Annotated in this window: 21 protein-coding genes; 15 read left to right on the plus strand and 6 right to left on the minus strand. The window is 71.0% G+C overall.

What is annotated here, in order from left to right:
- The first annotated feature begins 156 nt into the window (after window positions 1–156).
- The 7 genes from MKK65_RS17045 (at window position 157) to zwf (ending at window position 12831) form a co-directional block, all read left to right on the plus strand.
- Window positions 157–336, plus strand: a complete 180-nt coding sequence (locus MKK65_RS17045; protein WP_243959164.1) for a hypothetical protein — start codon at window positions 157–159, stop codon at window positions 334–336.
- Between the two features lie 211 nt (window positions 337–547).
- Window positions 548–1942, plus strand: coding sequence for an MdtA/MuxA family multidrug efflux RND transporter periplasmic adaptor subunit (locus MKK65_RS17050; RefSeq protein ID WP_243959166.1), 1395 nt, complete (start codon window positions 548–550; stop codon window positions 1940–1942).
- Between the two features lie 22 nt (window positions 1943–1964).
- Entirely contained in the window at window positions 1965–5090 is a 3126-nt protein-coding gene (locus tag MKK65_RS17055) for an MdtB/MuxB family multidrug efflux RND transporter permease subunit (protein WP_243959168.1), read from the plus strand.
- 101 nt (window positions 5091–5191) lie between these two features.
- Window positions 5192–5947, plus strand: coding sequence for an endonuclease domain-containing protein (locus MKK65_RS17060; RefSeq protein ID WP_243959170.1), 756 nt, complete (start codon window positions 5192–5194; stop codon window positions 5945–5947).
- A complete protein-coding gene (locus MKK65_RS17065; protein ID WP_243959172.1) occupies window positions 5944–9366 on the plus strand; it encodes an efflux RND transporter permease subunit in 3423 nt (1140 codons plus the stop codon). Before MKK65_RS17060 ends, MKK65_RS17065 begins: the two co-directional genes overlap by 4 nt.
- A gap of 293 nt (window positions 9367–9659) precedes the next feature.
- A complete protein-coding gene (locus MKK65_RS17070) occupies window positions 9660–11153 on the plus strand; it encodes an efflux transporter outer membrane subunit (protein ID WP_243959174.1) in 1494 nt (497 codons plus the stop codon).
- 151 nt (window positions 11154–11304) lie between these two features.
- On the plus strand, window positions 11305–12831 hold the full coding sequence (gene zwf, locus MKK65_RS17075; protein ID WP_243959176.1) for a glucose-6-phosphate dehydrogenase: 1527 nt from the start codon (window positions 11305–11307) through the stop codon (window positions 12829–12831).
- A 72-nt stretch (window positions 12832–12903) separates the two neighbouring features.
- On the opposite strand, the gene MKK65_RS31390 is transcribed toward zwf, so the two are convergent.
- The gene (locus tag MKK65_RS31390; protein ID WP_313902047.1) at window positions 12904–13104 is read right to left on the minus strand and encodes a hypothetical protein; all 201 of its coding nucleotides are present in this window, start codon (window positions 13102–13104) and stop codon (window positions 12904–12906) included.
- A gap of 134 nt (window positions 13105–13238) precedes the next feature.
- Here MKK65_RS31390 and MKK65_RS17085 point away from each other — a divergent pair, with 134 nt between their 5' ends.
- Window positions 13239–13526, plus strand: coding sequence for a type II toxin-antitoxin system RelE/ParE family toxin (locus MKK65_RS17085; RefSeq protein WP_243959178.1), 288 nt, complete (start codon window positions 13239–13241; stop codon window positions 13524–13526).
- A gap of 34 nt (window positions 13527–13560) precedes the next feature.
- Here the strand turns inward: MKK65_RS17085 and rnhA are convergent, their stop codons facing one another.
- The 4 genes from rnhA to MKK65_RS17105 all read right to left on the minus strand — a co-directional run bounded on the left by rnhA (window position 13561) and on the right by MKK65_RS17105 (window position 17073).
- Entirely contained in the window at window positions 13561–14034 is a 474-nt protein-coding gene (rnhA, locus tag MKK65_RS17090) for a ribonuclease HI (protein ID WP_243959180.1), read from the minus strand.
- Window positions 14035–14041: 7 nt separating this feature from the next.
- Window positions 14042–15007 (minus strand): homoserine kinase, encoded by a 966-nt coding sequence (locus MKK65_RS17095; RefSeq protein ID WP_243959182.1) that lies wholly within the window; start codon window positions 15005–15007, stop codon window positions 14042–14044.
- Window positions 15008–15092: 85 nt separating this feature from the next.
- Window positions 15093–16094: a 4-hydroxy-3-methylbut-2-enyl diphosphate reductase gene (gene ispH / locus MKK65_RS17100; protein ID WP_058192366.1), complete on the minus strand. Its 1002-nt coding sequence runs from the start codon at window positions 16092–16094 to the stop codon at window positions 15093–15095.
- A 133-nt stretch (window positions 16095–16227) separates the two neighbouring features.
- On the minus strand, window positions 16228–17073 hold the full coding sequence (locus MKK65_RS17105; protein WP_243959184.1) for a C40 family peptidase: 846 nt from the start codon (window positions 17071–17073) through the stop codon (window positions 16228–16230).
- Window positions 17074–17393: 320 nt separating this feature from the next.
- Here MKK65_RS17105 and MKK65_RS17110 point away from each other — a divergent pair, with 320 nt between their 5' ends.
- Window positions 17394–17726, plus strand: coding sequence for a hypothetical protein (locus tag MKK65_RS17110; RefSeq protein WP_243959186.1), 333 nt, complete (start codon window positions 17394–17396; stop codon window positions 17724–17726).
- A 78-nt stretch (window positions 17727–17804) separates the two neighbouring features.
- Here MKK65_RS17110 and MKK65_RS17115 read toward each other — a convergent pair whose 3' ends face one another.
- Window positions 17805–18515 (minus strand): MgtC/SapB family protein, encoded by a 711-nt coding sequence (locus MKK65_RS17115; protein ID WP_058192363.1) that lies wholly within the window; start codon window positions 18513–18515, stop codon window positions 17805–17807.
- Between the two features lie 326 nt (window positions 18516–18841).
- Here MKK65_RS17115 and MKK65_RS17120 point away from each other — a divergent pair, with 326 nt between their 5' ends.
- From MKK65_RS17120 to MKK65_RS17145, 6 genes are all read left to right on the plus strand, one after another.
- The gene (locus MKK65_RS17120) at window positions 18842–19843 is read left to right on the plus strand and encodes an AAA family ATPase (RefSeq protein WP_243959188.1); all 1002 of its coding nucleotides are present in this window, start codon (window positions 18842–18844) and stop codon (window positions 19841–19843) included.
- Window positions 19844–20100: 257 nt separating this feature from the next.
- Window positions 20101–20958 carry a DUF58 domain-containing protein gene (locus MKK65_RS17125; protein ID WP_313902048.1) on the plus strand — a complete coding sequence of 286 codons (858 nt, stop codon included), beginning with the start codon at window positions 20101–20103 and terminating at the stop codon, window positions 20956–20958.
- A 105-nt stretch (window positions 20959–21063) separates the two neighbouring features.
- Complete coding sequence (locus MKK65_RS17130; protein ID WP_243959192.1) at window positions 21064–21528, plus strand: DUF4381 family protein; 465 nt, start codon at window positions 21064–21066, stop codon at window positions 21526–21528.
- Window positions 21525–22565, plus strand: a complete 1041-nt coding sequence (locus tag MKK65_RS17135) for a VWA domain-containing protein (protein WP_243959194.1) — start codon at window positions 21525–21527, stop codon at window positions 22563–22565. The genes MKK65_RS17130 and MKK65_RS17135 overlap by 4 nt, the downstream gene beginning before the upstream one ends.
- A gap of 247 nt (window positions 22566–22812) precedes the next feature.
- Window positions 22813–23742: a VWA domain-containing protein gene (locus MKK65_RS17140; protein WP_243959196.1), complete on the plus strand. Its 930-nt coding sequence runs from the start codon at window positions 22813–22815 to the stop codon at window positions 23740–23742.
- The gene (locus MKK65_RS17145; protein WP_243959198.1) at window positions 23742–24662 is read left to right on the plus strand and encodes a tetratricopeptide repeat protein; all 921 of its coding nucleotides are present in this window, start codon (window positions 23742–23744) and stop codon (window positions 24660–24662) included. The genes MKK65_RS17140 and MKK65_RS17145 overlap by 1 nt, the downstream gene beginning before the upstream one ends.
- The last annotated feature ends 308 nt before the right edge of the window (window positions 24663–24970 follow it).

Here is a 24970-nt window from a genome sequence, read left to right on the forward strand (position 1 = left end):
GCGGCGCTCTTGCCGGCGGGGCTTTGCCCCCTCGCTCCGTCAGCGAGATGCCGCTCCGGTCCTCTTCGAAGGGCCATCGATCCCCGGATCGGTGGCCCTTTTCGCATGCCGGGTGCCGGCCCCTCTGCTAGCGTGCCGCGCTCGACGGATGCGATCATGCGGACACCACGCTGCCTCCTCCTCGCCGCGCTGATCGCCGGCCTGGGTCTCGCCCTCCGGCTCGGCCTGCCGGTCGCTCCCGTGGACGCGCCGTTCCGGGCGGTGCTGCAGGCCTATGCGACACCGGATCCCTCCGCGGCGGACCCCAGCAACACGGCTGAAACCTCGGCGCCCTAGTGACGGCACATTGGCCGGGCATCCGATACGCCCCGGCGATGGAATATGCCGCAGCCGCCGGACGCCGTCCGGCCCATATCACCGCATAGGCCGATGCGACCGTCCGGGCCGCCGAAGCGTAGGCGGCCGGAACATGCGCCATGGGGGCGTGCACAGCGAGGGATAGGGTACCGCCGATCGCGCAGGCGTCCGGCATGTGCTCTAGTCAGGCATGAACGAGAGTTCCCCGATCCGCACCGACACGGCCCGCGCCTACCAGCCCGGCGAGGCGCCGGCCCGCGAGGTTCGCACGCGGCGCTTCCGGCCGATCCGCTGGCTCGTGATCCTGGCCCTGCTGGCGGGCGCCGGGGCGATCGGCCATCGCTGGTACGAGGCGCGCACCGGCAAGGGCACCGAGCCGGCCACGGCCCACAAGGGCGGCGGCCGCGGCGGCCGGCACGGCGGCGGGGACATGGCGCAGGCGGTGGGCATCGCCACCGTGACGACCGGCGACATGCCGGTGGTGCTGCAGGGCCTCGGCACCGTGACGCCGCTCGCCACCGTGACGGTGAAGTCGCAGATCAGCGGGTACCTGATGGCGGTGAAGTTCCGCGAGGGCCAGACCGTCAAGGCCGGCGACGAGCTCGCCCTAATCGATTCCCGGCCCTACGAGGCGCTCCTCGCCCAGTACCAGGGCCAGCTCGCCCGCGACCAGGCACTGCTGCAGAACTCGAAGCTCGACCTGCAGCGCTACCAGACCCTGAACCGGCAGGACTCGATCTCCAAGCAGAACGTCGACACGCAGGGCGCCCTGGTCAAGCAGAACGAGGGCACGGTGGCGGCCGACCAGGCGCTGGTCGACCAGCAGAAGCTCAACATCGCCTACACCCACATCACGTCGCCGGTGGACGGGCGGGTCGGCCTGCGCCAGGTCGACCAGGGCAACTACATCTCGGCCGCCTCCACGGCGATCGTGGTGGTGACCCAGCTCCATCCGATCTCGGTGATCTTCACCCTGCCGGAGGACGACGTCGCCCGGGTGATGCGCCAGGTCCGGGCCGGCGCCAAGCTCGCCGTGCGCGCCTACGACCGCGGCGACGCCCACCAGATCGCAATCGGCACCCTGGATACGGTCGACAACCAGATCGACACGACCACCGGCACGGTGAAGCTGCGCGCCCTGTTCGACAATTCCGACGAGGAGCTGTTTCCGAACCAGTTCGTCAACGCCAAGCTGACCGTCGACACGGTGCGGGGCGCGGCCCTGGTGCCGAATTCCGGCCTGCTCCAGGGGACCCCCGGCACCTACGTCTACCTGATGGACGGGGACAGCAAGGTCACGGTCCGGCCGATCAAGACCGGCGAGACCGACGGGACCAACACCGTCGTGGTCTCCGGCCTGAAGCCGGGCGACCGGATCGTCACCGACGGCACCGACCGGCTGAAGGACGGCGCCGAGGTCCGGATCACGGACGGGGCGCAGGCGGCGGGCGCGACCGGCGCGGTCACCGGGGCGGGCGACAAGCCCGGCGGGAAGCCGGCCGCCGGACCGGACGGGGCGGCCGAGACCGCCACCCCGGCAGCGCCGGAGGGCGGCCGCCGGCACGGGCGCCGGTCGGCACAGTGAGCCCGGCCATGGTGCGCCTGCCATGAACCCGTCCCGCCTGTTCATCCTCCGCCCGGTCGCCACGACGCTCCTGATGCTGGCGATCCTGATCGTCGGCGGGGTGTCGTACCTGAACCTGCCGGTCTCGGCGCTACCGGCCGTCGATTACCCGACGATCCAGATCCAGACCTTCTATCCGGGCGCGAGCCCCGAGGTGATGACCTCGTCGGTCACGGCGCCGTTGGAGCGCCAGTTCGGCCAGCTCGCCAACCTCAACCAGATGACCTCGCAATCCTCCGCGGGCGCCTCGGTCATCACGCTGCAGTTCAACCTGGATCTGCCCCTCGACATCGCCGAGCAGCAGGTCCAGGCGGCGATCAACGCCGCCGGCAACCTGCTCCCGTCGGACCTGCCGGCGCCGCCGATCTACGCCAAGGTCAACCCGGCCGACACGCCCGTCCTGACCCTGGCGCTGACCTCCAAGACCATGCCGCTGACCCAGGTCCGGGACCTGGCCGAGTCGCGGCTCGCCCAAAAAATCAGCCAGGTGGCCGGCGTCGGCCTCGTCAGCATCTCGGGCGGCCAGCGGCCGGCCGTGCGGGTGCGGTTCAACGCCCGGGCGCTGGCCGCCTACGGGCTGAACATCGACGACCTGCGCACGACCATCACCAACCTCAACGTCAACACCCCCAAGGGCTCGATCGACGGGCCGAAGCAATCCTACGCGATCAACGCCAACGACCAGATCCGCGACCCGAAGGCCTACAACGCGGCGATCATCGCGTATCGCAACGGCGCCCCGGTGATGCTCTCGGAGGTCGCCGACGTGGTCGAGGGGCCGGAGAACACCAAGCTCGGCGCCTGGGCCGACGGGACGCCGGCGGTCATCCTCAACATCCAGCGCCAGCCGGGCGCCAACGTCATCGCCACGGTCGACAAGATCAAGTCGCTCCTGCCGCAGATGCAGGCGAGCCTGCCGAGTGCCGTGGCGGTGACGCCGCTCACCGACCGCACCACCACGATCCGGGCCTCCGTGGAGGACGTGCAGTTCGAGCTGGGACTGGCGATCGCGCTGGTCGTCCTCGTCATCTTCCTATTCCTGCGCAGCCTGTCGGCCACGCTGATCCCGAGCCTGTCGGTGCCCCTGTCGCTGATCGGCGCCCTGTCGGTGATGGACCTGTACGGCTTCTCCCTCGACAACCTGTCGTTGATGGCGCTCACCATCGCCACCGGCTTCGTGGTCGACGACGCCATCGTGGTGATCGAGAACATCGCCCGCCACGTCGAGGCGGGCGATTCGCCCCTGGAGGCGTCCCTGAAGGGGTCGCGCGAGATCGGCTTCACCATCATCTCGCTCACCGTCTCGCTGATCGCGGTGCTGATCCCGCTGCTGTTCATGGGCGACGTGGTCGGGCGCCTGTTCCACGAATTCGCCATCACGCTGGCGGCCACCATCGTGATCTCCGCGGTGGTCTCGCTGACGCTGGTGCCGATGCTGTGCGCACGCCTGCTCAAGCACGCCCCCGAGGCCCAGATCCGTCGCCGCGAGGGCGTGTTCGCCCGCGCGGGCCGGCGCGCCACCGACGGCACGATCGCCGCCTACGGCCGCGCGCTCCAAGTGGTGCTGAACCATCAGGGCCTGACCCTGCTGGTGGCGCTCGGGACCCTGGTGCTGACCGTCTACCTGTTCGTGGTCATCCCCAAGGGCTTCTTCCCGGTGCAGGATACCGGGGTGATCCAGGGCATTACCCAGGCGGACCAGTCGGTTTCTTACGGGGCCATGGCCGAGCGGCAGCAGCGGATGGCCGCGCTCATCCTGCAGGATCCGGACGTGGCCAGCCTGTCCTCGTTCATCGGGGTCGACGGCCAGAACGTCACGCTCAATTCCGGCCGGATGCTGATCAATCTCAAGCCCCGCGACCAGCGGACGGAGTCGGCCAGCGCGATCATCCGGCGGATCAATGCGGCGACCCGGGCCGAGCCCGGGATGCGCCTGTTCATGCAGCCGGTCCAGGACCTGACCATCGACACCGCGGTCTCGGCGACCCAGTACCAGGTCATCCTCGAGACCCCGAACCTCAACGACTTCGAGACCTGGGTGCCGCGCTTCACCGAAGCCCTGGCGAAATCCCCCGTGGTCGCCGACGTGGCGAGCGATCACCAGGCGCAGGGACTCGCCGCCTACGTCACCATCGACCGTCCCACCGCCGGCCGCTACGGCATCACCCCGGCGACCATCGACAACGCCCTCTACGACGCCTTCGGCCAGCGGATCATCTCGACGATCTTCACCCAGTCCAACCAGTACCGGGTGATCCTGGAGGCGGACCCGAGCCAGCACACGACCCTGCGCAGCCTGGAGACGATCTACCTGCCGTCCTCGACGGCGACCAACGGCCAGGTGCCGCTCTCCGCGGTGGCACGGATCAGCGAGCGGCGGGCGCCCCTGCTGATCTCGCATCTCGGGCAATTCCCCGCCACCACGGTGTCGTTCAACCTCGCCCCCGGGGCGGCCCTCGGGCAGGCGGTCGAGGCGATCGAGCAGGCCAAGGCCGCGATCGACCTGCCGCCCTCGTTCCGGGTGGTGCCGCAGGGCTCGGTCTTCGCCTTCCAGTCGGCGCTCAGCAACGAGCTGTTCCTGGTGATCGCGGCGATCATCACCGTCTACATCGTGCTGGGCGTGCTCTACGAGAGCTTCATCCACCCGATCACGATCCTGTCGACCCTGCCGTCGGCCGGGATCGGGGCGCTGCTCGGCCTGATGCTGTTCGGCCTGTCCCTCGACATCATCGCGGTGATCGGCATCGTGCTCTTGATCGGCATCGTGAAGAAGAACGCGATCATGATGATCGACTTCGCGCTCCAGGCCGAGCGCGAGGACGGGCTCGATCCCCGGGAAGCGATCTTCCAGGCCTGCCTGCTGCGCTTCCGGCCGATCCTGATGACGACGCTGGCCGCCCTGTTCGCCGCGGTGCCGCTGATCCTGGGCACCGGCGTCGGCTCGGAGCTGCGCCAGCCGCTCGGCATCTGCATCGCCGGCGGCCTGATCGTCAGCCAGGTGCTCACCCTGTTCACGACCCCGGTGATTTATTTGGCGTTTGATAGGCTTGAGCGGCGGATTGCGGGGCGGCGGGGGCCCGCCCTCGAAAGCGGCGAGGCGGTACCATGAGGAGCCGGGACGATTCCGCGGCTCTCCCTCCCCCCTCTGCGGGGGAGGGTGGCCCCTGCGTCAGCAGGGGTCGGGAGAGGGGCAGCGCGACGGTTCAGGATATGAGGCCCGTCGCGACCTCTCCGGATACGTTGCTCCCCTCTCCCGCCCCCCTTCGGGGGCCACCCTCCCCCGCAGCGGGGGGAGGGAGCGTGTACGGCAGTTCCAATTCGGGGACGCCTGGGAATGACCTGCGTTACGGCAAGCCCGATGCGCGCCTGCGCGCCTTTGCCCGCCAGCAGCGGCGGTCCTACACGAGGGCTGAGGATGCCTTCTGGCAGCAGGTCCGTGGCGGACGCTTCCACGGGCTGAAGTGCCGGCGCCAAGTTCCGATCCCGCCGTATATCGCGGATTTCCTGTGTGCCGCCGTGCGGCTGATCGTCGAGCTGGACGGCGCGCCGCATGAGACAGAGGCACGGCGGCAGCGCGATGCGAAACGCGATGCCTGGCTGAAGAGCCAGGGATTTGCTGTCCTGAGATTCCCGAACGAGCTTGCTCTAGGCAATCTCGGCTCGGTTCTCGACACAGTCGCCGAAGCTGTTGCGACACGCCAAGGTTACGCCCTCTCCCTCCCCCCTTTGCGGGGGCGGATGGCCCCCGAAGGGGGTCGAGGGAGGGGAGCGACGGTGCAGGAAGACGCTGTAGCCGTCATGGCGGCCGCTCCACTTTCTGAAGCCGCGTCCCCTCTCCCGACCCCTGCTGACGTAGGGGCCACCCTCCCCCGCAGAAGGGGGAGGGAGATGCGTGGAACCGGTTGCGCCTCTTTCGACGAGCACACGGCGGCGCTCCGCCAAAACCACGGGAGGCCCCTCCCGTGAACATCTCCGAGCCGTTCATCCGCCGGCCGGTCGCGACCACGCTGCTCACGATCGGTGTGCTGCTCGCCGGCCTGTTCGCGTTCCTGAAGCTGCCGGTGGCGCCGCTGCCGCAGATCGACTTCCCGGTGATCCTGGTCCAGGCGCAGATGCCGGGCGGCTCGCCCGAGACCATGGCGACCACCGTGGCGGCGCCCCTCGAACGGCGGCTGGGCGCCATCGCGGACGTCAACGAGATGACGTCCACGAACTCCCTCGGCTCCACCCGGATCGTGCTGCTGTTCGGCCTGAACCGGGACATCGACGGGGCGGCGCGCGACGTCCAGGCGGCGATCAACGCCGCCCGCGCCGACCTGCCGGCCTCGCTCCGGCAGAATCCGACCTACCGGAAGTTCAATCCCGCCGACACGCCGATCATCATCCTCGGCATGACCTCGGACACGCTGACCCGCGGCCAGGTCTACGATTCGGCCGCCACCGTGGTGCAGCAGAAGCTGTCGCAGCTGCCCGGCGTCGGCAATGTCGATATCGGCGGCTCGTCCCTGCCGGCGGTGCGGGTGGAGCTCGATCCCACCGCCCTGTTCAACTACGGCATCGGCCTGGAGGGCATCCGGGCGGCGCTCGCCTCGGCCAACGCCAACTCGCCCAAGGGCGAGATCGACGCCGGAGGACGGCGCTACCAGCTCTACGCCAACGACCAGGGCCGCAAGGCCGAGGATTACCGCGACATCATCGTGGCCTACCGCAACGGCGCCGCGGTGAAGCTCACCGATGTGGGTCAGGTGCTCGACGGCGTCGAGGACAAGCGCAACCTCGGCATCGTCAACGGCAAGGCCGGGGTGCTGCTGTTCGTCTACAAGCAGCCTGGCGCCAACGTGGTCGAGACCATCGACGCCGTGAAGAAGGCGCTGCCGCAGCTCACCGCGGCGCTGCCGGGCGGCATCGACATCAAGCTCACCGGCGATCGCAGCGCCACGATCCGGGCGTCGCTCGCGGCCACCGAGGAGACGCTGCTGGTGGCGGTCGGCCTCGTGATCCTGGTGGTGTTCGCCTTCCTGCGCTCCGGCCGGGCGACCCTGATCCCGGCGGTGGCCGTGCCGATCTCGATCATCGGCACCTTCTCGGCGATGTACCTGCTCGGCTACTCGCTCAACATCCTGTCGCTCACCGCGCTCATCATCGGCACCGGCTTCGTAGTCGACGACGCCATCGTGGTGCTGGAGAACGTCCAGCGCCACATCGAGGAGGGCAAGCCCCGGCTGGAGGCGGCCCTGATCGGCGCCCGGGAGGTCGGCTTCACGGTGATCTCGATGAGCCTGTCGCTCATCGCGGTGTTCCTGCCGATCCTGCTGATGGGCGGCCTGATCGGGCGGATCTTCCAGGAATTCTCCGTCACCCTGTCGCTGTCGATCCTGATCTCTCTGGTGTTGTCGCTCACGACGACACCGATGATGTGCGCCCGGCTGCTGCGGCCCGAGGGGCACGGACGCCCGGCGGGACGCCGGCCGAACATCCTGATCCGCGTCCTGGAGGGCGGCTTCTCCCGGCTGCTCGACGCCTATGCCCGGACCCTCTCGGTGGCGCTGGCCCATCCGCGCCTCGTGCTGCTGAGCCTGCTCGCCACCGTGGGGCTCAACGTCTACCTCTACATCATCGTGCCGAAGGGGTTCTTCCCCGAGCAGGATACCGGCCAGATGATGGGCGGCGTCCAGGCCGACCAGCGCATCTCGTTCCAGTCCATGGAGGCCAAGCTCCGGCAGGCCACCACCATCGTGGGCGCGGATCCGGCGGTGGAGAGCGTCGTCGGCTTCACGGGCGGGCGCGGCACCAACTCGGCCAACGTGTTCATCGGCCTGAAGCCCATCGGCGAGCGGGCGCCGATCTCGGAGGTGATGGCGCGACTGCGGCCGAAGCTCGCCCAGGTCGCGGGGGCGCGGCTCTACGTCTTCCCGCGCCAGGATCTGCAGATGGGCGGCCGCCAGAGCTTCGCCCAGTACCAGTACACCCTCCAGGGCGACACCGCCGAGGAGCTGTTCGCTGCCGCCCCGAAGCTGCTCGCCGCCCTGCAGAAGGACCCGACCTTCGCGGACGTCACCTCGGACCAGCAGGAGGGCGGCCTGGAGACCCGGGTGGTGATCGACCGCGCCACCGCGTTCCGGTACGGCATCACCCCGAACAAGATCGACAACACCCTCTACGACGCCTTCGGCCAGCGCCAGGTCTCGACGATCTACAACCCCCTGAACCAGTACCACGTCGTGATGGAGATCGCCCCGCGCTACCTCGAATCCCCCGAGACCCTGAAGCAGATCTTCGTCTCGACCTCCGGGGGCAACGCGCCGGGCTCGGCCACCACCAACGCGGTGGCCGGCACCGTGGCGGCGGCGGGCGGCGTCAACACCAACGCGGCCACCGGGACCAGCAGCCCGGGGAGCGGCGCCGCCGCCGCGACGGGGGCGGTCGGCGGCGCGTCCACCGGCGTCGCCGCCGCAGCCGCGGCCGCCGCCAGCACGGCCGATGCGTCCTCGAACGCCGCCGCGATCGCCTCCGATTCCGCCCGCAACGCCTCGTCCAACGCCATCGCGGCGAGCAAGGGCGGGGCCTCGTCGAGCGCCCCGGTCTCGGCCGCCAAGGAGACCATGGTCCCGCTCTCGGCCTTCGCCCGGATCGAGCCCGGCAGCGCCCCCGTGCAGGTGAGCCACCAGGGCCTGTTCGTGGCGACCACGATCTCGTTCAACCTGGCCCCGGGCAAGAGCCTGTCGGACGCCACCGCGGCGATCGACCGGGCGATGTCGTCCCTGCGGCTGCCGGCCACGATCCACGGCGAGTATGCCGGCGCGGCGAAGAACTACGTGGCCTCCGCCTCGCGCCAGCCGCTGCTGATCCTGGCCGCGATCCTGGCGGTCTACGCGGTGCTGGGCATCCTGTACGAGAGCTTCGTGCACCCGCTGACGATCCTCTCGACCCTGCCGTCGGCGGGTGTCGGCGCGGTGCTGGCCCTGCTGGTGACCGGCACCGAATTCACTATCATCGCGCTGATCGCGGTGTTCCTGCTGATCGGCATCGTGAAGAAGAACGCGATCATGATGATCGACGTGGCCCTCGACGCGGAGCGGACCCGGGGTGCGAATCCCGTGGACGCGATCCGGGAGGCCTGTCTCGTGCGCTTCCGGCCGATCATGATGACCACGCTCGCCGCGATGCTCGGGGCCGTGCCGTTGATCCTGGCCACCGGCGAGGGGGCCGAGCTACGCCGGCCGCTCGGCATCGCCATCGTGGGCGGATTGATCGTGAGCCAGATCCTGACCCTGTACACCACACCCGTCGTCTACCTGACCCTCGACCGCCTCCGGCACCGGGTGCTCGCCCGCCGCCGACGCGCCGGGCCCGGCGGCGCAGCGGCACTGCCGGCCGGAGAGTGATGCGCCCGTTTTCACGTGAAACACCGGCGGCTCCCGTGCGCGCGCCCGTCCTTCTGAGCGCTTCGGATTCCGCGCACGCGTCGTCGATCGATAGACGCGACGCAGCCTGCGCCTTCCCTCCCCCCTCTGCGGGGGAGGGTGGCCCCCGGAGGGGGTCGGGAGGGGGGCAGCGCGACGGTTCGGGATATGTCGCCCGTCGGGACCGATCCGGCACCGTCGCTCCCCTCTCCCGACCGCTGCTGACGCAGGGGCCTCCCTCCCCCGCAGAGGGGGGAGGGCGAGGGGAGCGAGGGTTGCGTCGCGCCTTTCTCCTCCTCCCCCTCATTCCCGCCCTGGCGGGCTGCGTGGTCGGCCCCGACTACACACGCCCCTCCGTCGAGACGCCATTTGCCTACCGGGAAGGCGGCCAGCGGGAGGACAGCCCGGCCGTCGTGGCGGCGCGCAGGAAAGGCTGGCGCGAGGCCCGGCCCAACGACGCGGTGGAGCGCGGCGACTGGTGGCGGGTGTTCAGGGATCCGCTCCTCGACCGCCTGATCCGCCTCGTCGATGTCGACAACCAATCCCTGCGGCAGGCGGTGGCGAATTACCGGCAGGCCCGGGCACTCGTCGCCTCCGCCCAGGCCGCCCTGTACCCGACCGTGGTCGGCGCCCCGAGCATCACCCGAACCGGCAGCGGCAGCACCGTGCGCACCAGCGCGTCGCTGCTCGGCCAGGCGAGCTGGGAACTCGACCTGTTCGGCGGCACCCGCCGGAACATCGAGAGCGAGGCGGCGCTCGCCCAGGCCGACGCCGCCACGCTCGCGCTGACCCGTCTGACCATCCAGGCCGAGGTCGCCGCCGATTACCTCACCGTCCGCTACGCCGACGCCCTCCAGAAGGTGCTCGACGAGAACGTCGCCAACTTCAAGAAGACCTTGGGGATCACCGAGAACCAGTACGCCGCCGGCGTCGCGGCCCGCTCCGACGTGATCACCGCGCAGACCCAGGTCCAGACCATCGAGGCCCAGGCCATCGCGATCCGGCTGACCCGGGTCCAGTACGTGAACGCCATCGCCACCCTGATCGGCCGGCCGCCCTCGGAGGTCTCGATCCCGGTGGCCGGCATCGGCCGCAACCCGCCGCCCGTGCCGGTCGGGATCCCGTCCGACCTGCTCGAGCGGCGGCCGGACGTGGCCCAGGCCGAGCGCCTGGTGCAGGGGCAAAGCGAGCGGATCGGCGTGGCGGTGGCGGCCTTCTTCCCCACCGTCACGATCTCGGCGCAGGGGGGCCTCTCCGGGCTGACCCGCAACGGCCTGTTCTCGGCCGCCAACCAGGTCTGGTCGACGACCGCGGCCGGGACCGAGGTCCTGTTCGACGGCGGCGCCCGCACGGCGGCCGTACGCTCGGCCGAGGCCGGCTACGACGCCGCGGTGGCCAATTACCGGCAGGTGGTGCTCGCCGCCCTGGCGGAGGTGGAGAACCAGATGGCGGCGCTGCGCATCCTCGGCCTGCAACAGGGCGCGCAGGATGCGGCCGTCGAATCCTCGCGCAAGGCCGTCGAGATCACGCTGAACGAGTACCGGGCCGGCACGCAGAACTTCACCACGGTGGTGACCGCGCAAGGATTGCTCGTCTCCAACGAGATCAACGCCCTCCAGGTCCGGCTCAGCCGCTTCACCGCGGCGGTCACGCTGATCCGCGCGCTGGGCGGCGGCTGGGACGTACGCTCCCTGCCGAGCGACGCCGAGCTGAAGGGCCCGACCCTGCCGATCGACCGGGGCGGCCAAGCCGTCCGCGTGGACGAGTAGCTTATCGGGCCGCCGCCCCGATGCCCTGCCAAAGGGCTGAGCCCTTTGGGATCCCGATTTCGAGCCAGGCTCCCCCTGAAGCCGGAACGGGCATTGCGACAGCCGGGTTGTCACGCCGATTTGCTGCACCGCAGCTCGATGGGAGCCAGGCATGGCCGAGCAGACGATAGCCCTTAAGGACGATGCGGCCAGCGGCACCAAGCCCGCGCCCCCCTGCACGCTGGTGATCTTCGGGGCCGGCGGCGACCTGACCAAGCGCCTGCTGATGCCCTCGCTCTACAACCTCGCCGGGGCCGGCCTCCTGCCGGAGGGTTTCACGATCCTGGGGGTCGACCATTCCGACGGCACCGACGAATCGCTCCGCGAAAACCTCACCCAGACCATGGAGGCGTTCAGCCAGGACCCGACCTCGGAATTCCATGCCGACCACATCGACCCCAAGAGCTGGGGCTTCATCCGCGACCGGCTTCATTACCTGAAGGGCGATTTCGAGAAACCCGAGACCTTCGCCGCGGTCAAAGAGAAGGTCAGCGGCAGCGCGGTGTTCTATTGCGCGGTGGCGGCCCGATTCTTCGGGACCATCGTCGACGGGCTCGGCCAGGCCGGCCTGCTTAAGCAGGAGAACGGCGATTTCCGCCGGGTGGTGATCGAGAAGCCGTTCGGCTCCGACCTCGCCTCCGCCCGGGAGCTCAACGCCCGGATCCTGAAACAGGGCGACGAGAGCCAGTTCTACCGGATCGACCACTTCCTGGGAAAGGAGACCGTCCAGTCGATCATGGCCTTCCGCTTCGCCAACGGCCTGCTGGAGCCAGTCTGGCGGCGGGAATACATCGACAGCGTCCAGATCACCGCGGCCGAGACCGTGGGGGTCGAGGAGCGCGGCGGCTTCTACGAGCCGACCGGCGCGCTCCGGGACATGGTGCCGAACCACATGTTCCAGCTGCTCTGCATGGTCGCCATGGAGCCGCCGAATTCCTTCGGTGCCGAGGCGGTCCGTTCGGAGAAGGCCAAGCTGGCCGAGGCCGTCCGGCCGATCCCGCCGGAGGACGCGGTGCGCGGCCAGTACACGGCCGGCACCTCGGAGGGGCGCGACGTGCCGGGCTATCGCGACGAGCCGCATGTCGCCAAGGACTCCGTCACCGAGACCTTCATCGCCCTCAAGCTCAAGATCGAGAACTGGCGCTGGGCCGGCGTGCCGTTCTACGTCCGCACCGGCAAGCGGATGACCGGGCGGCGCACCGAGATCGCCGTGCTGTTCAAGCCGGCCCCATTCAAGATGTTCGAGGACACGCCCAACGCCGATCTCGGCCCGACCGTGATGCGGATCATGATCGACCCGGACCACGGGGTCAGCACCGAGTTCAACGTGAAGGTCCCGGGCCCGGAGATGAAGATCGGCCGGGTCGGTGCGGCGTTCCGCTACAAGGACTTCTTCACCGACCAGCCGAATGTCGGCTACGAGACCCTGCTGTACGATTGCATGATCGGCGACGCGACCCTGTTCCAGCGGGCCGACAACATCGAAGCCGGCTGGGCGGCGGTCGATCCCCTGCTCAAGGGCTGGCCGCAGGCGGACGTGAAGCCCTATCCGGCCGGCAGCACCGGGCCCAAGGAGGCGGACGACCTCCTGGCCCGGGACGGCCGCCACTGGCTGGGCCTCGACGGCAAGACGGATTGAGGACCGAATAGCCATGCTGGATCCGACGGCCAAGTCATCGGATCCGGTCGTTTTCGAGTTGGCCGCGAAGTGTTACCCTCCGACCGTCATGGAGATGTTCCGTCGAACAAAGGGGCGGCTACTTTGGGCGAGGCGACATTCACCTTTCAGGTCGATGAAACCCTGAAGAATGAATTCTCCCAGGTCGCACAGGACCGCGACCGCAATGGCGCCCAGCTCCTGCGTGACTTCATGCAGGCGTACGTCAGACAACAGCGGGACGAAACCGAGCATGACGCTTGGTTTCGCCGGCAGGTTCAGATTGGACTAGATTCTGCCAATAGTGGCCGTGTGATCCCCGCTGAGGACGTGGAAGCGCGGTTCGCTGCCAAGCGGGCAGCCACACGGCAACGGCTCGATTCTAAGAAATGAAGGCGTTGGTCTGGACGCTGGAAGCGCTTCAGGACCGCGAAGCAATCTACGATTACATCGAGATCGACAATCCAGCGGCTGCCATCGCGCTCGATGAGCGGTTCGCCAAGAAGGCCGCCCGCTTGGTGGATCGTCCCGCTCTCGGGCAGCCGGGCCGTGTCGCCGGCACACGCGAGCTGATCGTCCATCGCCGGTACATCATCGTCTACGACGTGGATGATGTTTCCGTTCGAATGCTTCGGGTCTTGCACGCCGCTCTGCAATGGCCGCCTCGGTCGAGTTGAGCTTCCGAGACCGAAGCAGATATCCGAAGCGATCTCAGCGCCGCTTGAACGGCAGCATCGCCGCCACGGCCAGCGCATCGACCCGGTTGTTCAGCGGGTCGCTGGCATGGCCCTTGACCCAGTGCCAAGCGACCTCGTGGCGGGCGTTCGCCGTGTCGATCCGGCGCCAGAGGTCCTCGTTCTTCACCGGCTTCTTGTCGGCGGTGCGCCAGCCCCGGGCCTTCCAGTTGTGGATCCAGCTGGTGATGCCTTGGCGCAGGTACTGGGAGTCCGTGAACAGGTCGACCCGGCACGGCCGCTTGAGCGCCTCCAGGGACTCGATCGCCGCCAGGATCTCCATGCGGTTGTTGGTGGTGAAGGCCTCGCCACCCGAGAGTTCCTTCTGGGTGTCACCGAAGATCAGGATCGCGCCCCAGCCGCCGGGGCCGGGATTCCCCGAGCAGGCGCCATCCGTGTAGATCTTCACCCGCGTCGGCTCGCCCGCGGTCTCGGTCACGTCGTCGCTCATTCCATCCTCAAGCCTGCCGCCCGTAATCCTGCGCGTCCTGCGCCTGGCGGTGGAACGTCAGCCGGCGATCGAACTCCCGCGGATCCTTGGGCTTCACCAGGGCGCCGGGCGGCACGTTCAGCCAGTCGACCAGGCGGGTCAGCATGAAGCGGAGCGCCGCGCCCCGGCACAGGATCGGCAGGGCCGCGACCTCCGCGGGCTCCAGCGGCCGCACCGCCTCGTAGCCGGCGATCAAGGCCGCCGCCATGTCCCGGTGGAACCGGCCATCGGCCTCGAAGCACCAGGCGTTGAGGCAGACCGCGAGGTCGTACGCGAAGGCGTCCGTGCAGGCGAAATAGAAGTCGATCAGCCCCGAGAGGCTGTCGCCGATGAAGAACACGTTGTCGGTAAACAGATCCGCATGGATCACCCCGCCCGGCAGGTTCTGGGGCCAGGCGGCTTCGAGCAGCGCAAGGTCGGCCCGGGTACGCTCGGCCAGGCCCGGCGCCACCGAATCGGCCTGGGCCTCGGCCTGGGCGAAGAGCGGGCGCCAGGAGGCCACCGAGAGGCTGTTGGCGCGCACCATCCCGAAATCGGCGCCGGCGGCGTGCAGCTCGGCCAGCGCCCGGCCCAGTTCCCGGCAATGCCCGACGCCGGGCGTCTTGACCGAGACGCCCTCCAGGAAGCTGACGATGGCGGCGGGCCGGCCGCAGAGCTGGCCGAGCGCCGTGCCGGCCCGGTCCCGCACCGGCTGCGGGCAGGCGAGCCCCCGGGCCGAGAGGTGCTCCATCAGCCCGATGAAGAACGGCAGGTCGCCCTCCCGCACCCGCTTCTCGTAGAGGGTCAGGATGTAGGAGCCCTGGGTGGTGTGCAGGAAGAAGTTAGAATTCTCGACGCCCTCGGCGATGCCCTTGAAGGAGAGCAGGCTGCCGATGTCGTAGGCGGACAGGAACTCAGCGAGCGCCGCGTCGGATACCTCGGTGTAGACGGCCACGTGATCGCGCTCTGGTTCGGAAGGTCAACAAGACGAGGGGCGCCGAAGCGCCCCTGGTTCGTGCCGGCTGGGTCGGTCGGGAAGCCTACTCGGCGGCTTCGCTGCGCAATTCGCGCGGCAGCGGGAAGACCATGTCTTCGACCACCGTCGAGACCGTGTCGACGATCACGTCGTAGCGGGCCGCGAAGGCCTCGATGATTTCCTCGACCAGCACCTCGGGGGCCGAGGCGCCTGCCGTGAGTCCGAGCTTGCGGATGCCCTCGAAGGCCGGCCAGTCGATCTCCTCGGCGCGCAGCACCAGGCGGGTGATCGGGCAGCCGACGCGCTCGGCGACCTCGCGCAGGCGCTGCGAGTTCGAGGAGTTCGAGGAGCCGACCACGATCAGGGCGTCCACCAGCGGGGCCACCTGCTTCACCGCCTCCTGGCGGTTGGTGGTGGCGTAGCAGATGTCGTCCTTGTGCGGCCCGGTGATGGTCGGGAACTTCTTCTTGAGTGCCTCGACGATGTGTCGGGTGTCGTCGACCGACAGGGTCGTCTGGGTGACCCAGGCGAGGTTGTCGGGGTTCTCGGGCGTCAGGGCCTGGATCTGGTCCAGATCCTCCACCAGGGTGATCGAGCCCTTGGGCAGCTGGCCCATGGTGCCGACCACCTCGGGGTGACCGGAATGGCCGACCAGCAGCACGTGGCGGCCGCGCTTATGGTGGATCTCGGCCTCGCGGTGGACCTTGGTCACCAGCGGGCAGGTGGCGTCGATGGTGGTGAGCCCGCGGGAATCGGCATTGGCCGGAACCGTCTTCGCGACGCCGTGGGCGGAGAAGATCACCGGGGCGCCGCTGTCGGGCACCTCGTCCAATTCGCGCACGAAGACGGCGCCCTTCCGCTTCAGGCTCTCGACCACATACTTGTTGTGGACGATCTCATGCCGGACATAGACGGGCGGTCCGTAGAGGGCGAGGGCCCGCTCGACCACGTCGATGGCCCGCACCACGCCGGCACAGAAGCCGCGGGGGGCACAGAGCAGGATCTCCAGCGGCGGCTTGCCGGTGGTGCCCTGAACGGGCGCGAGGGACGCGAGGTCTGCGGTCATGGGGGCGATGTGGCGAGGGCGGGGCTGTCCTGTCAACGGTCCTGGACTGCGAACCGGGCAGGAAGACGACCGCGGAGCGCCTCTGTAGCACGTTTGCCGCGCAATTTGGACCCGGGGCGCCCCGCGCCTCGATCTAGAGTCTTCGAATTCCGGTCACGGCGCCAAAACTGTTCTCCCGGATCCGGGCGACCGCGCCGGCCAGCGGCTCGACCGCCACGGCCATGTGGTGGCCATTGGCATGGATCAGCGTCTCGGGGTCGTGCATCAGCCCGACATGGCCGCGCCAGAACACGAAGTCGCCCCGGCGCAATCCGTCGAGAGCGAGGGGCAGCGCATGGCCCAAGCCCCGCTCCTGCATGTCGGCGTCGCGGGGGCAGGGGAGGCCGGCGGCGTCGAGGCACAATTGGACGAGGCCGGAGCAGTCGAGCCCGAGGCTGGTGCGCCCGCCCCAGAGATAGGGAACGCCCACGAGCCGCTCGGCCGTGGCGACGTAGTCGGGCGCGTGCTGCGCCAGCGGAGCGCAGTGATTCGCAAAGACGTAGCCGCCGGGCGTCTCCAGGTAGGTCCCCGTCTGCCCGGTGACCACGAGGCGCGCGCCCAGGCTGAGATGCCCACGCACCGGCCGCTTCAGGTCCGGCTCGGGATACAGGAAGGTGCGCAACGCCGTGACGCGATGGCTGGGCTCGGGCTCCACCGGACCGAGGCAGGCGGCGGGCAGGTAGCCGACATAGCCGTCCCGGACGAGCTGCACGAAGGCGAAGCCGTCCTGCTCGGCGTAGAGATCGACTGCGTCGCCGAGCAGCGCCTCGGTATCGAGCCCGGCCTCCGGGGCGGGCGCCCGGCGCAGCGGCGCGACCGTGGCGACCACCCGGCGCCGGGTGGCGGCGACGAAGCGCTCGGCCGTGACCCGGCCGCGCAGGCGCAGGTCGGCGACGTCCGGACGCGCCGGGGTGAGGCGGGGATCGAGCGATTCGGTCATGGCCGTCAGCTTAGCGCATCCGCGCTTTCCGAAAGGCTGTGCCCCCGATCGCGCGGCGGCTCGGCACGTCCGCCGGGCGGCCGGGGACCGGATCCGGACCCCCGTATGGCGTCCGGCGCAGGCGCGCGCTATTATGCCGCAGCGCGATGCCGGCGACCGGCCGGATGAGTCCCGCCCTTGGGAATCGCGCCGCTGGCATGCCGGATGCGCCCGTTCCGCGACGAGGCATGTTCCCGGGACGGGCATCCGCCGATTTTGATGCACTGCACAACCCGCCGGGAAGGCGCTATGTCTTGCCCATGATGACCGCGAGTCGCCCCGTGAAGAAGACGCAGAAGAGCTTCGCCGACCTGCCACCGATCCGCGTGCGCCGCGAGCCGCCGACGGTGAACGAGGCGGTCGCCGCCGCCCAGGACCTGTCCGACGATGTCGAGCAGCAGGTCGAGATCGCCGCGGGCCTGATCGGTCTTCCGGCCGACGAGGTCCGCCCGCACGTCCTGGCGGCCAAGAGGGCCAAGCCGGAGCGCATGCCCGAGCGGATCCTGACCCATGCGAGCCCGAGCCGGGCGCCGCGCACCGTGGTGGTCGAGCGCCGCACCCGCCCGACCGTGGTGATCGAGCGCCGCAGCCGGCCGCTCGCCCCGCCGCGCTGATAGAACGAGCTCGGTTCCACCCGACCTCGCAAGCGTAGCTGCGCCGGCCTCAGCCCGGCGCCACGCAAAGGCGCAAGATTAATCGGCGGTCTGGACCGACCAGGTTGCGTGGCGGATGCCCGGGGCCTTGGCGAGATCGGCCGTGACCGCATCCAGCTCGGCGGCCTTGACGGCGCTGGCGGTCAGCGTCGCGACCACGTCGACCGCGCCTTCGCCGCGCTCCTCCACCTCGACGTTGCTCACCGGATAGTTCGCCGCCTCCAGGCGCTCGACCAGCAGATCCTGGGCGGGGCCGGCCTCGCCGGGCGCCGTGGTCACCTGGACCTCGTAGGTCGCCTCGGTCGAGGATTCGCGGATCGGCGCGCGGTTGATGGCGTTCACCAGCGGACGGAGCGCGGTGTTGCAGGTCAGCACCGTGACGGTGACGAACACGGCCTCCAGCGGCAGGTCGGCGCCGCAGAACGCGCCCACGGCGGCGGAGCACCACAGGGTGGCAGCCGTGTTGAGGCCGCGCACGTTCATCCCCTCCTTCATGATCACGCCGGCGCCCAGGAAGCCGATGCCGGAGATCACGTAGGCCACCGTGCGGACCCCGCCGTCCGGGCCGGTGAGCCGCATGCCGAGATCCACGAAGGCCGAGGCGCCGATCGCCACCAGCACCGCCGTGCGCAGGCCGGCGGTGCGCTGCCGGTACTGCCGCTCGGCCCCGATCGCCGTGCCGAGCACGAAGGCAACGATCAGGCCGATGGCGGATTTGAGTTCCTCGGGGATGGCGGCGTAGCTGGTCATGCCGGTCTCTTGGGCGGGGAGAGGTGACGAAACCGTGACATCATGGCGTGGCTCGCGCCTCGTCCCGGGTACGGGAACCGGGACGAGGCGCGAGGCCATTGATTCTGCATCATCTTTTTCCGAAAGCCGGCAGCCACCTCTCGGGATGATGCTGTAAGCCGACCAAAGGGGGAACCCACCGGGATTGACGGCCCCACCGGGCAGCGGGCACACCGGCTGCAACCTGAGGATCCCATGAGAAGACGGGACCCGGCCGAGGAGACGTGCAGGATGCAGGACACGGCCCCCGCGGCAGGAGTTTGTCTCCGCGCACGAGCGTTTCCCGCATGAGCGACGCCCTCGCCGAGAGCCGGCCTTCTCCGGCCCCGGACACGGCCCTGCACGGGCGGGTACTGGCTTTGCGCGACGGGCTGGAGCGTGGCCTGATCGGGAGCGCCGGCCTGGTCGAGCGCCTGCTGATCGGGCTGTTGACCGGCGGCCACCTGCTGATCGAGGGCGCGCCGGGGCTGGCCAAGACCCGCGCGGTCAAGCGGCTGGCCGACGGGCTCGACGGCTCGTTCGCGCGCATCCAGTGCACCCCGGACCTGATGCCGGCCGATCTCACCGGCACCACGGTCTGGCGCCAGGACAGCGGCAGCTTCGAGTTCCTGCAAGGGCCGCTGTTCCACGCCCTGGTGCTGGTGGACGAGGTCAACCGCGCGCCGCCCAAGGTTCAGTCGGCCCTGCTCGAGGCCATGGCCGAGGGGCAGATCACGGTCTCCGGACAGACCCACCCGCTCGCCGACCCGTTCATGGTCGTGGCGACCCAGAACCCGATCGAGCATGCCGGCACCTTCCCGCTGCCGGAGGCGCAGCTCGACCGGTTCCTGCTGCATGTCGTGGTCGAGATGCCCGACGAGGCCACCGAGCGGGCGATCCTCGACCTCGTGGAGGGCGAGATCACCCACCATGCCGAGGCCATGCCGGTGCGCCTGTCGCTCGCCGACGTCCGCGCCGCCCGGGAGGCCGCGCTCGCCACCTACGTGTCGCCGGCGCTCAAGGATTACCTGGTCCGCCTGGTGGCGGCGACCCGCACCGATGCGGCGGCCCCGGACCTGCGGGCGATGATCGAGCATCCCGCCTCGCCGCGCGGCACCCTGGCGCTGATGATGGCCGGCAAGGCCCGGGCCTGGCTGCGGGGCCGGGACCACGTCACCCCGGAGGACGTCACCGAACTTGCCCGGGACGCGCTCTCCCACCGGATCGGCCTGACCTGGCGGGCGGCCGCCGAGGGCAAGACCGCCCGCGGCCTGGTCGGCGAGTTGGTGCAGCGGGTCCGGGCGCTCTGAGCGTGTTCGGGCTTTGGAACACGCGGCGGAAACTCCCTTCCCCCTCTGCGGGGGAGGGTGGCCCCCGAAGGGGGTCGGGAGAGGGGCAGCGCGACGATGCGGGTTTCGGATCGAACCGCGATCTCTTCGGACAGGGCGCTCCCCTCTCCCAACCCGGCCTGACGGCCGGCCCACCCTCCCCCGCAAAGGGGGGAGGGAAAGACGTGGGATCCGCCCAATCCCAAATGAACGGCATCCGCCTCTCCGGCGAGGCGCTGATGGGCCTGCGCCATCTCGCCCGGCGGGGCGCGGCCCCCGCGACCCGGACGCTCGCGGGCCTGCCCGGCGGCATCGTCACGAAGCGGCGCGGGCGCGGCTCCGAGCCGGAGGATGTGCGGCTCTGGTCGGAGGGCGATGACCGCCGGTTCATCGACCGCAACGCCACCGCGCGCACCGGGCAGCTGCACGTGCGCACCCATCACGACGAGCGCGACCGCGCCGTGGTGCTGCTCGCCGATTTCCGGCCCTCGATGCTGTTCGGCACCCGCCGGGCCCTGCGCTCGGTGGCCGCCGCGGAGGCCCTGGCCCTGCTCGGCTGGCGGGTCGCGGCCGATGGCGGCCGGGTCGGCCTCGCGGTGGCGAGCGCGGGCGCGCCCACGATGCTGCGCCCGGCCGGCGGCGAGCGCGCCATGATCGCGGTGACCGGGGCCCTGGCCCAGGCGCATGCGAACGCCCTCGAGACGGCCGGCGCCGCCGGGTCCGACGCGCCCCTGGAGCCGACCCTCGGGCTCGCCCGCAGCCTGCTGCCCGCCGGCGGCCACCTGGTCATCGCCAGCGCCCTCGATGCCCCCGGCCCGGGCTTCGACGCGACGCTAACCCTGCTGGCCGAGCGGGTCGCGATCCGGCTGATCCTGGTGAGCGACGCCTTCGAGCGCACCCGCCCGCCGGGCTTCTATCCCTTCGCCCTGGCGGATGGCCGGCGCGGGACCGCGCTCCCGGCGGTGCTGCCGGGTGAAACCGCCGAGGCCCGGCTCGCCGATTATGCCCGCCGGGGCATCGCCGGGGTACGCCTCGACGTCGAGGCCGGCCCCGAGGCCTACGCGCCGCTGATGGAGCGCCTCGATGCGGTGCTGTGAGGCTCGGGGCTCGTCCCGAACGGTGGGTGCCGGCTTTCGGATGGAGACGATGCCCCGGAGAAACCCGCACGCATCGCCCCGTCCCTGCCGTCCGGGTCCGGCGCGATGAATCCCGTCGCGATCGCCCCGTCCCTCGACCAGCTCCGCGGCCTGCACCTGCCCGGGGGCGCCGCCGGGGCGGTGCAGGGCGAGATCGTCGCGGCGGCGGCTTTGGGTTTCCTCGCCGCCCTGCTGGTCGGGCTCGTCCGCTATCTGCGCGGCCGGGCCCGGGCGAGCCTGCGCCGCGCCGCGCTGGCCGAGCTCGCCGGCAGCCGGGGCCTCGCCCCGGAGGCGCGGCTCGTGGCCCAGGCCCGCCTGCTGCGCCGCCTCGCCCGGACGCTCGCGGGGGACGAAGCCGCCCGGGAGACTGGCGCGGCCTGGGCCACCCGCCTCGACGCGCTCCTGGCCACCGACTTCTTCACGCGCGGACCCGGCCGAATCCTGGCCGACGGGCTCTACCGGCGCCAGGAGCCCGACCTCGACGGGCTCGACGCGGAGCTGGGCCGCCTGATCGGACGGTTGCGGACATGAGCGGCCTCCTCCCCGCCTGGCTCACGGCGCAGCTCTCTTCCCTCGCCTCGGCCTTCGATTTCGCGGCGCCCTGGATCCTGCTCGCCCTGCCACTGCCGCTGCTGGCCGCGCGCCTGCTCCCGGCCGAGCCGGAGGGGGGCAGCGGCGCCCTGCTGGTGCCCGGGACCCTGGTCGGCACGGCGCGCTCCGGCGCCGACCTCGCCGCCCGGGGCCGCCGCCGCGCCGCCCTAGTCTGGACCCTCTGGGTGGCCCTGGTCGTCGCCCTGTCCGGCCCCCGCCTGGTGATGCCGGCGGCCGCGCTCCCCGCCTCGGGCCGGGAGATCATGATCGCCATGGACCTGTCCGGCTCGATGGAGCGGCGCGATTTCGCCCTGGACGGCGAGACCGTGAACCGGCTCACCGCGGTCAAGCGCGTCGGCACCGACTTCATCCGGCGCCGGGCCGGGGACCGGATCGGGCTCGTGATCTTCGCCGACCAGGCCTACGTGGCCGCCGCCCCGAGCTTCGACACCGCCGCGGTCGCCCGCGCCCTCGACGAGGCGACCATCGGCATCAGCGGCCGCTCCACCGGCATCGGCGACGGGCTGGGCCTCGCCCTGCGCCGGCTCGACCCGAAGGACCCCGGGACGAGCGCCGACGGCGCGGCAACACCACCGGCCAAGGCCGTGATCCTGCTCTCGGACGGCGCCAACAATGCCGGCCAGACCGCCCCCAAGGACGTGGCCGCCCTGGCCAAGGAGCTGGGCATCAAGATCTACACGATCGCGCTCGGCCCCCGGGACATGGCCGATGCCGACGGCGAGCAGGACGTGGTCGACACCGAGACCCTGCGCGACATGGCCCAGGCCAGCGGCGGCGAGGCGTTCCGCGTCCGCACCACCGAGGACCTCGTCCGGGTCGCCGACGCCATCGACCGGCTGGAGGGTGGCCGCGCGCTGGCTCCACCGCTACCGCTGCGCCGGGATCTCTGGCCCTGGCCGGCAGCCCTGGCGCTCGCCGCCGCCGCGGTGTTGCTGGCGACCCGGAGGGGGGTGTGATGCTCGCATTGTCGTCACACGCGCCACTCCCTCCCCGCTCTGCGGGGGAGGGTACCCTGCGCAGCAGGGGGGGAGAGGGGCAGCGCGACGGTTCTGGGTTTCGCACCTGTCGCGCCCTCTCCGGAAGCGTCGCTCCCCTCTCCCGACCCCTGCTGACGCAGGGGCCACCCTCCCCCGCAGAGGGGGGAGGGAGGGCGCGCGCAAATTTCGGGCGGGGCGAGACATCACCCGTCGCGAGCCAGCCCGCATGAGCGCCCTCGACGCCTTCGCGGTCCTGCGCCCCTGGTGGTTCCTGGCGATCCCGGTCGTGGCCCTGCTGGCGCTCCGCGCCGCCTGGCGGGCGGCGCCGCTGGGCGATTGGGGGCGGGCGGTCGATCCGGCGCTGATGGCCCATCTCGCCCGCGCCGGCGCCGTGCTCGGCGGACGACGGCAGGCGAACCGGGCCGCCGCGCTGGCGGCCGGGGCGATCGCCCTGGCGCTGACCGGGCCTGCGGTGGAACGCCAGGACACCGCGACCTTCCGCAACCTCGACGAGACCGTGATCGTCCTGGACCTGTCCCGCTCGGTCACCGAGGGCGGCAACTTCCAGGGCGTCCGTCAGGCCGCCGCCGCGATCGCCGACGCCGCGGGCACCCGGGCCGTGTCCCTGGTCGTCTATGCCGGCGATGCCTACCTCGCCGCCTCGCCGACCACCGACCGGGACAGCTTCGGCACGACCCTGTTCGCCCTCGACGCCGACACCGTGCCGGACCGCGGCAGTCATCCCGAGCGCGGGCTGGCGCTGGCCCGCCGGACGCTGGCGGAGGCCGACGTGGTCGCGGCCGACGTGGTGCTGATCACCGACGGCGACGGCATCGGCGCGGCGGCCAACCGGGAGGCCCGGGCGCTCGCCGACCGCGGCTGGCGCCTCCAGGCCCTGTTCGTCCCCGCCGACAAGCCGCTGCCGCCCGGCGCGCCGAAGCCCGACCGGGCCGCCCTCGACGCCCTGGTACGGGCCGGCGGCGGAAAAGTCGCCGACATCGCCGAGCCCGGCCCGGTGCTCGACGCCGTCGGGGCCGGCACCGCCCAGCATCTCGCGGCCGGCGGCTACGGCGTGCTGGCCTACGCTGATCTCGGGCGCTGGCTGCTGCTGCTCGCAGCCCTGCCGGCGCTCGCCCTGTTCCGCAGGAGCGCGTGATGGAGCGGTTTTTTCCGAAAACCGGCCCTGCCTTTCCGATCCGCGCCGGCCTGCCCCCCGGCTGGCGGCGGTTTGCCCGGATGGCCGGGCTGGCGCTCGCCGGCCTCGGCCTCGTGGCCCTGCTCGCCGTCTCGCAGCCCCGCACCGGGCTCGGGCGCCTGCTGATGGCGCTGGGCCTGCCCGGGCTCGCCGCCGACCTGATCGTCGATCCGGCCTGGCGCGCCGCCGCCCTGTACGAGGCCGGCCGTTACGACGCGGCGATCGCGCTGTTCCGCGCCGGCGGGCGGCGGGCGAGCTACAATCTCGGCAACGCGCTGGCCCGCGCGGGCGATCTCGACGGGGCGCTGGCCGCCTACGACGAGGCCCTGCGCTTCGACCCGCGCGACGCCGACGCGCAGGCCAACCGCTCGCTGGTCGCCCGGATGCAGGCCGAGGTGATCGACCGCGGCCCCGGCGGCGGCATCGCCAACGGCACCGCGCAATACGGCGCCCGCTACAACAACACCGCCAACCAGGACCCGAACAACGACATCAACGCCGCCTCGAGCGGCGAGGGCCTGGCCGGCAACAAGGAATCCAACGCCAGCGCCTCGCTGCCCGGCAACAGCAAGGTCGCCCGCCGGGGCAAGGCCGAGCAGCAATCGATCGATGCCGGCAAGGGCCAGGCCCGGGGCTCGGCCGGCGATGCGGCCGGGCGGGGGCGCACCGGGGGCGGTTCGGCCATGGTCGCGGAGGCGCCGGAGCGCGAGGTCCGCCGGGTGACCAAGAGCTTCGAGGCCCACGAGATCCGCCCCGACCGGCTCTGGCTCCAGACCCTGCCGGACGATCCCGGCCGCTTCCTCAAGCTGCGCCTGCGCGCCGAGCAGACCCGCCGGGTCGAGGCCGGCACCGCCATCCCGGCCGGGAGCAACCCGTGGTAGTTTTTTTTGGGATTTGGGCCTTTGGCTCCGCAGGGACGGCGGGTGTTCTCCCTCCCCCCTCTGCGGGGGAGGGCGGCCCTCGCGTCAGCGAGGGTCGGGAGAGGGGAACGCCGCTTCCGGAAAGGTCTCTTCGGGAGCCGAAGCCCGTAGCGGCGCCCTGCCCCTCTCCCCCCCTGCTGCGCCGGCCGCCCGCCCCCGCAGAGGGGGGAGGGCGGGTGCGCGCATGGTCTCTGGCCGTCATCCTCATCCTCGCCCCGCTCCCGGCCCGGGCCGAGATCGAGCCCGGCGACCTGACCCTCACGGTCACG

Origin of the sequence: Methylobacterium sp. J-001, from assembly GCF_022829565.1 — a bacterium.
Taxonomy (GTDB): Bacteria; Pseudomonadota; Alphaproteobacteria; order Rhizobiales; family Beijerinckiaceae; genus Methylobacterium.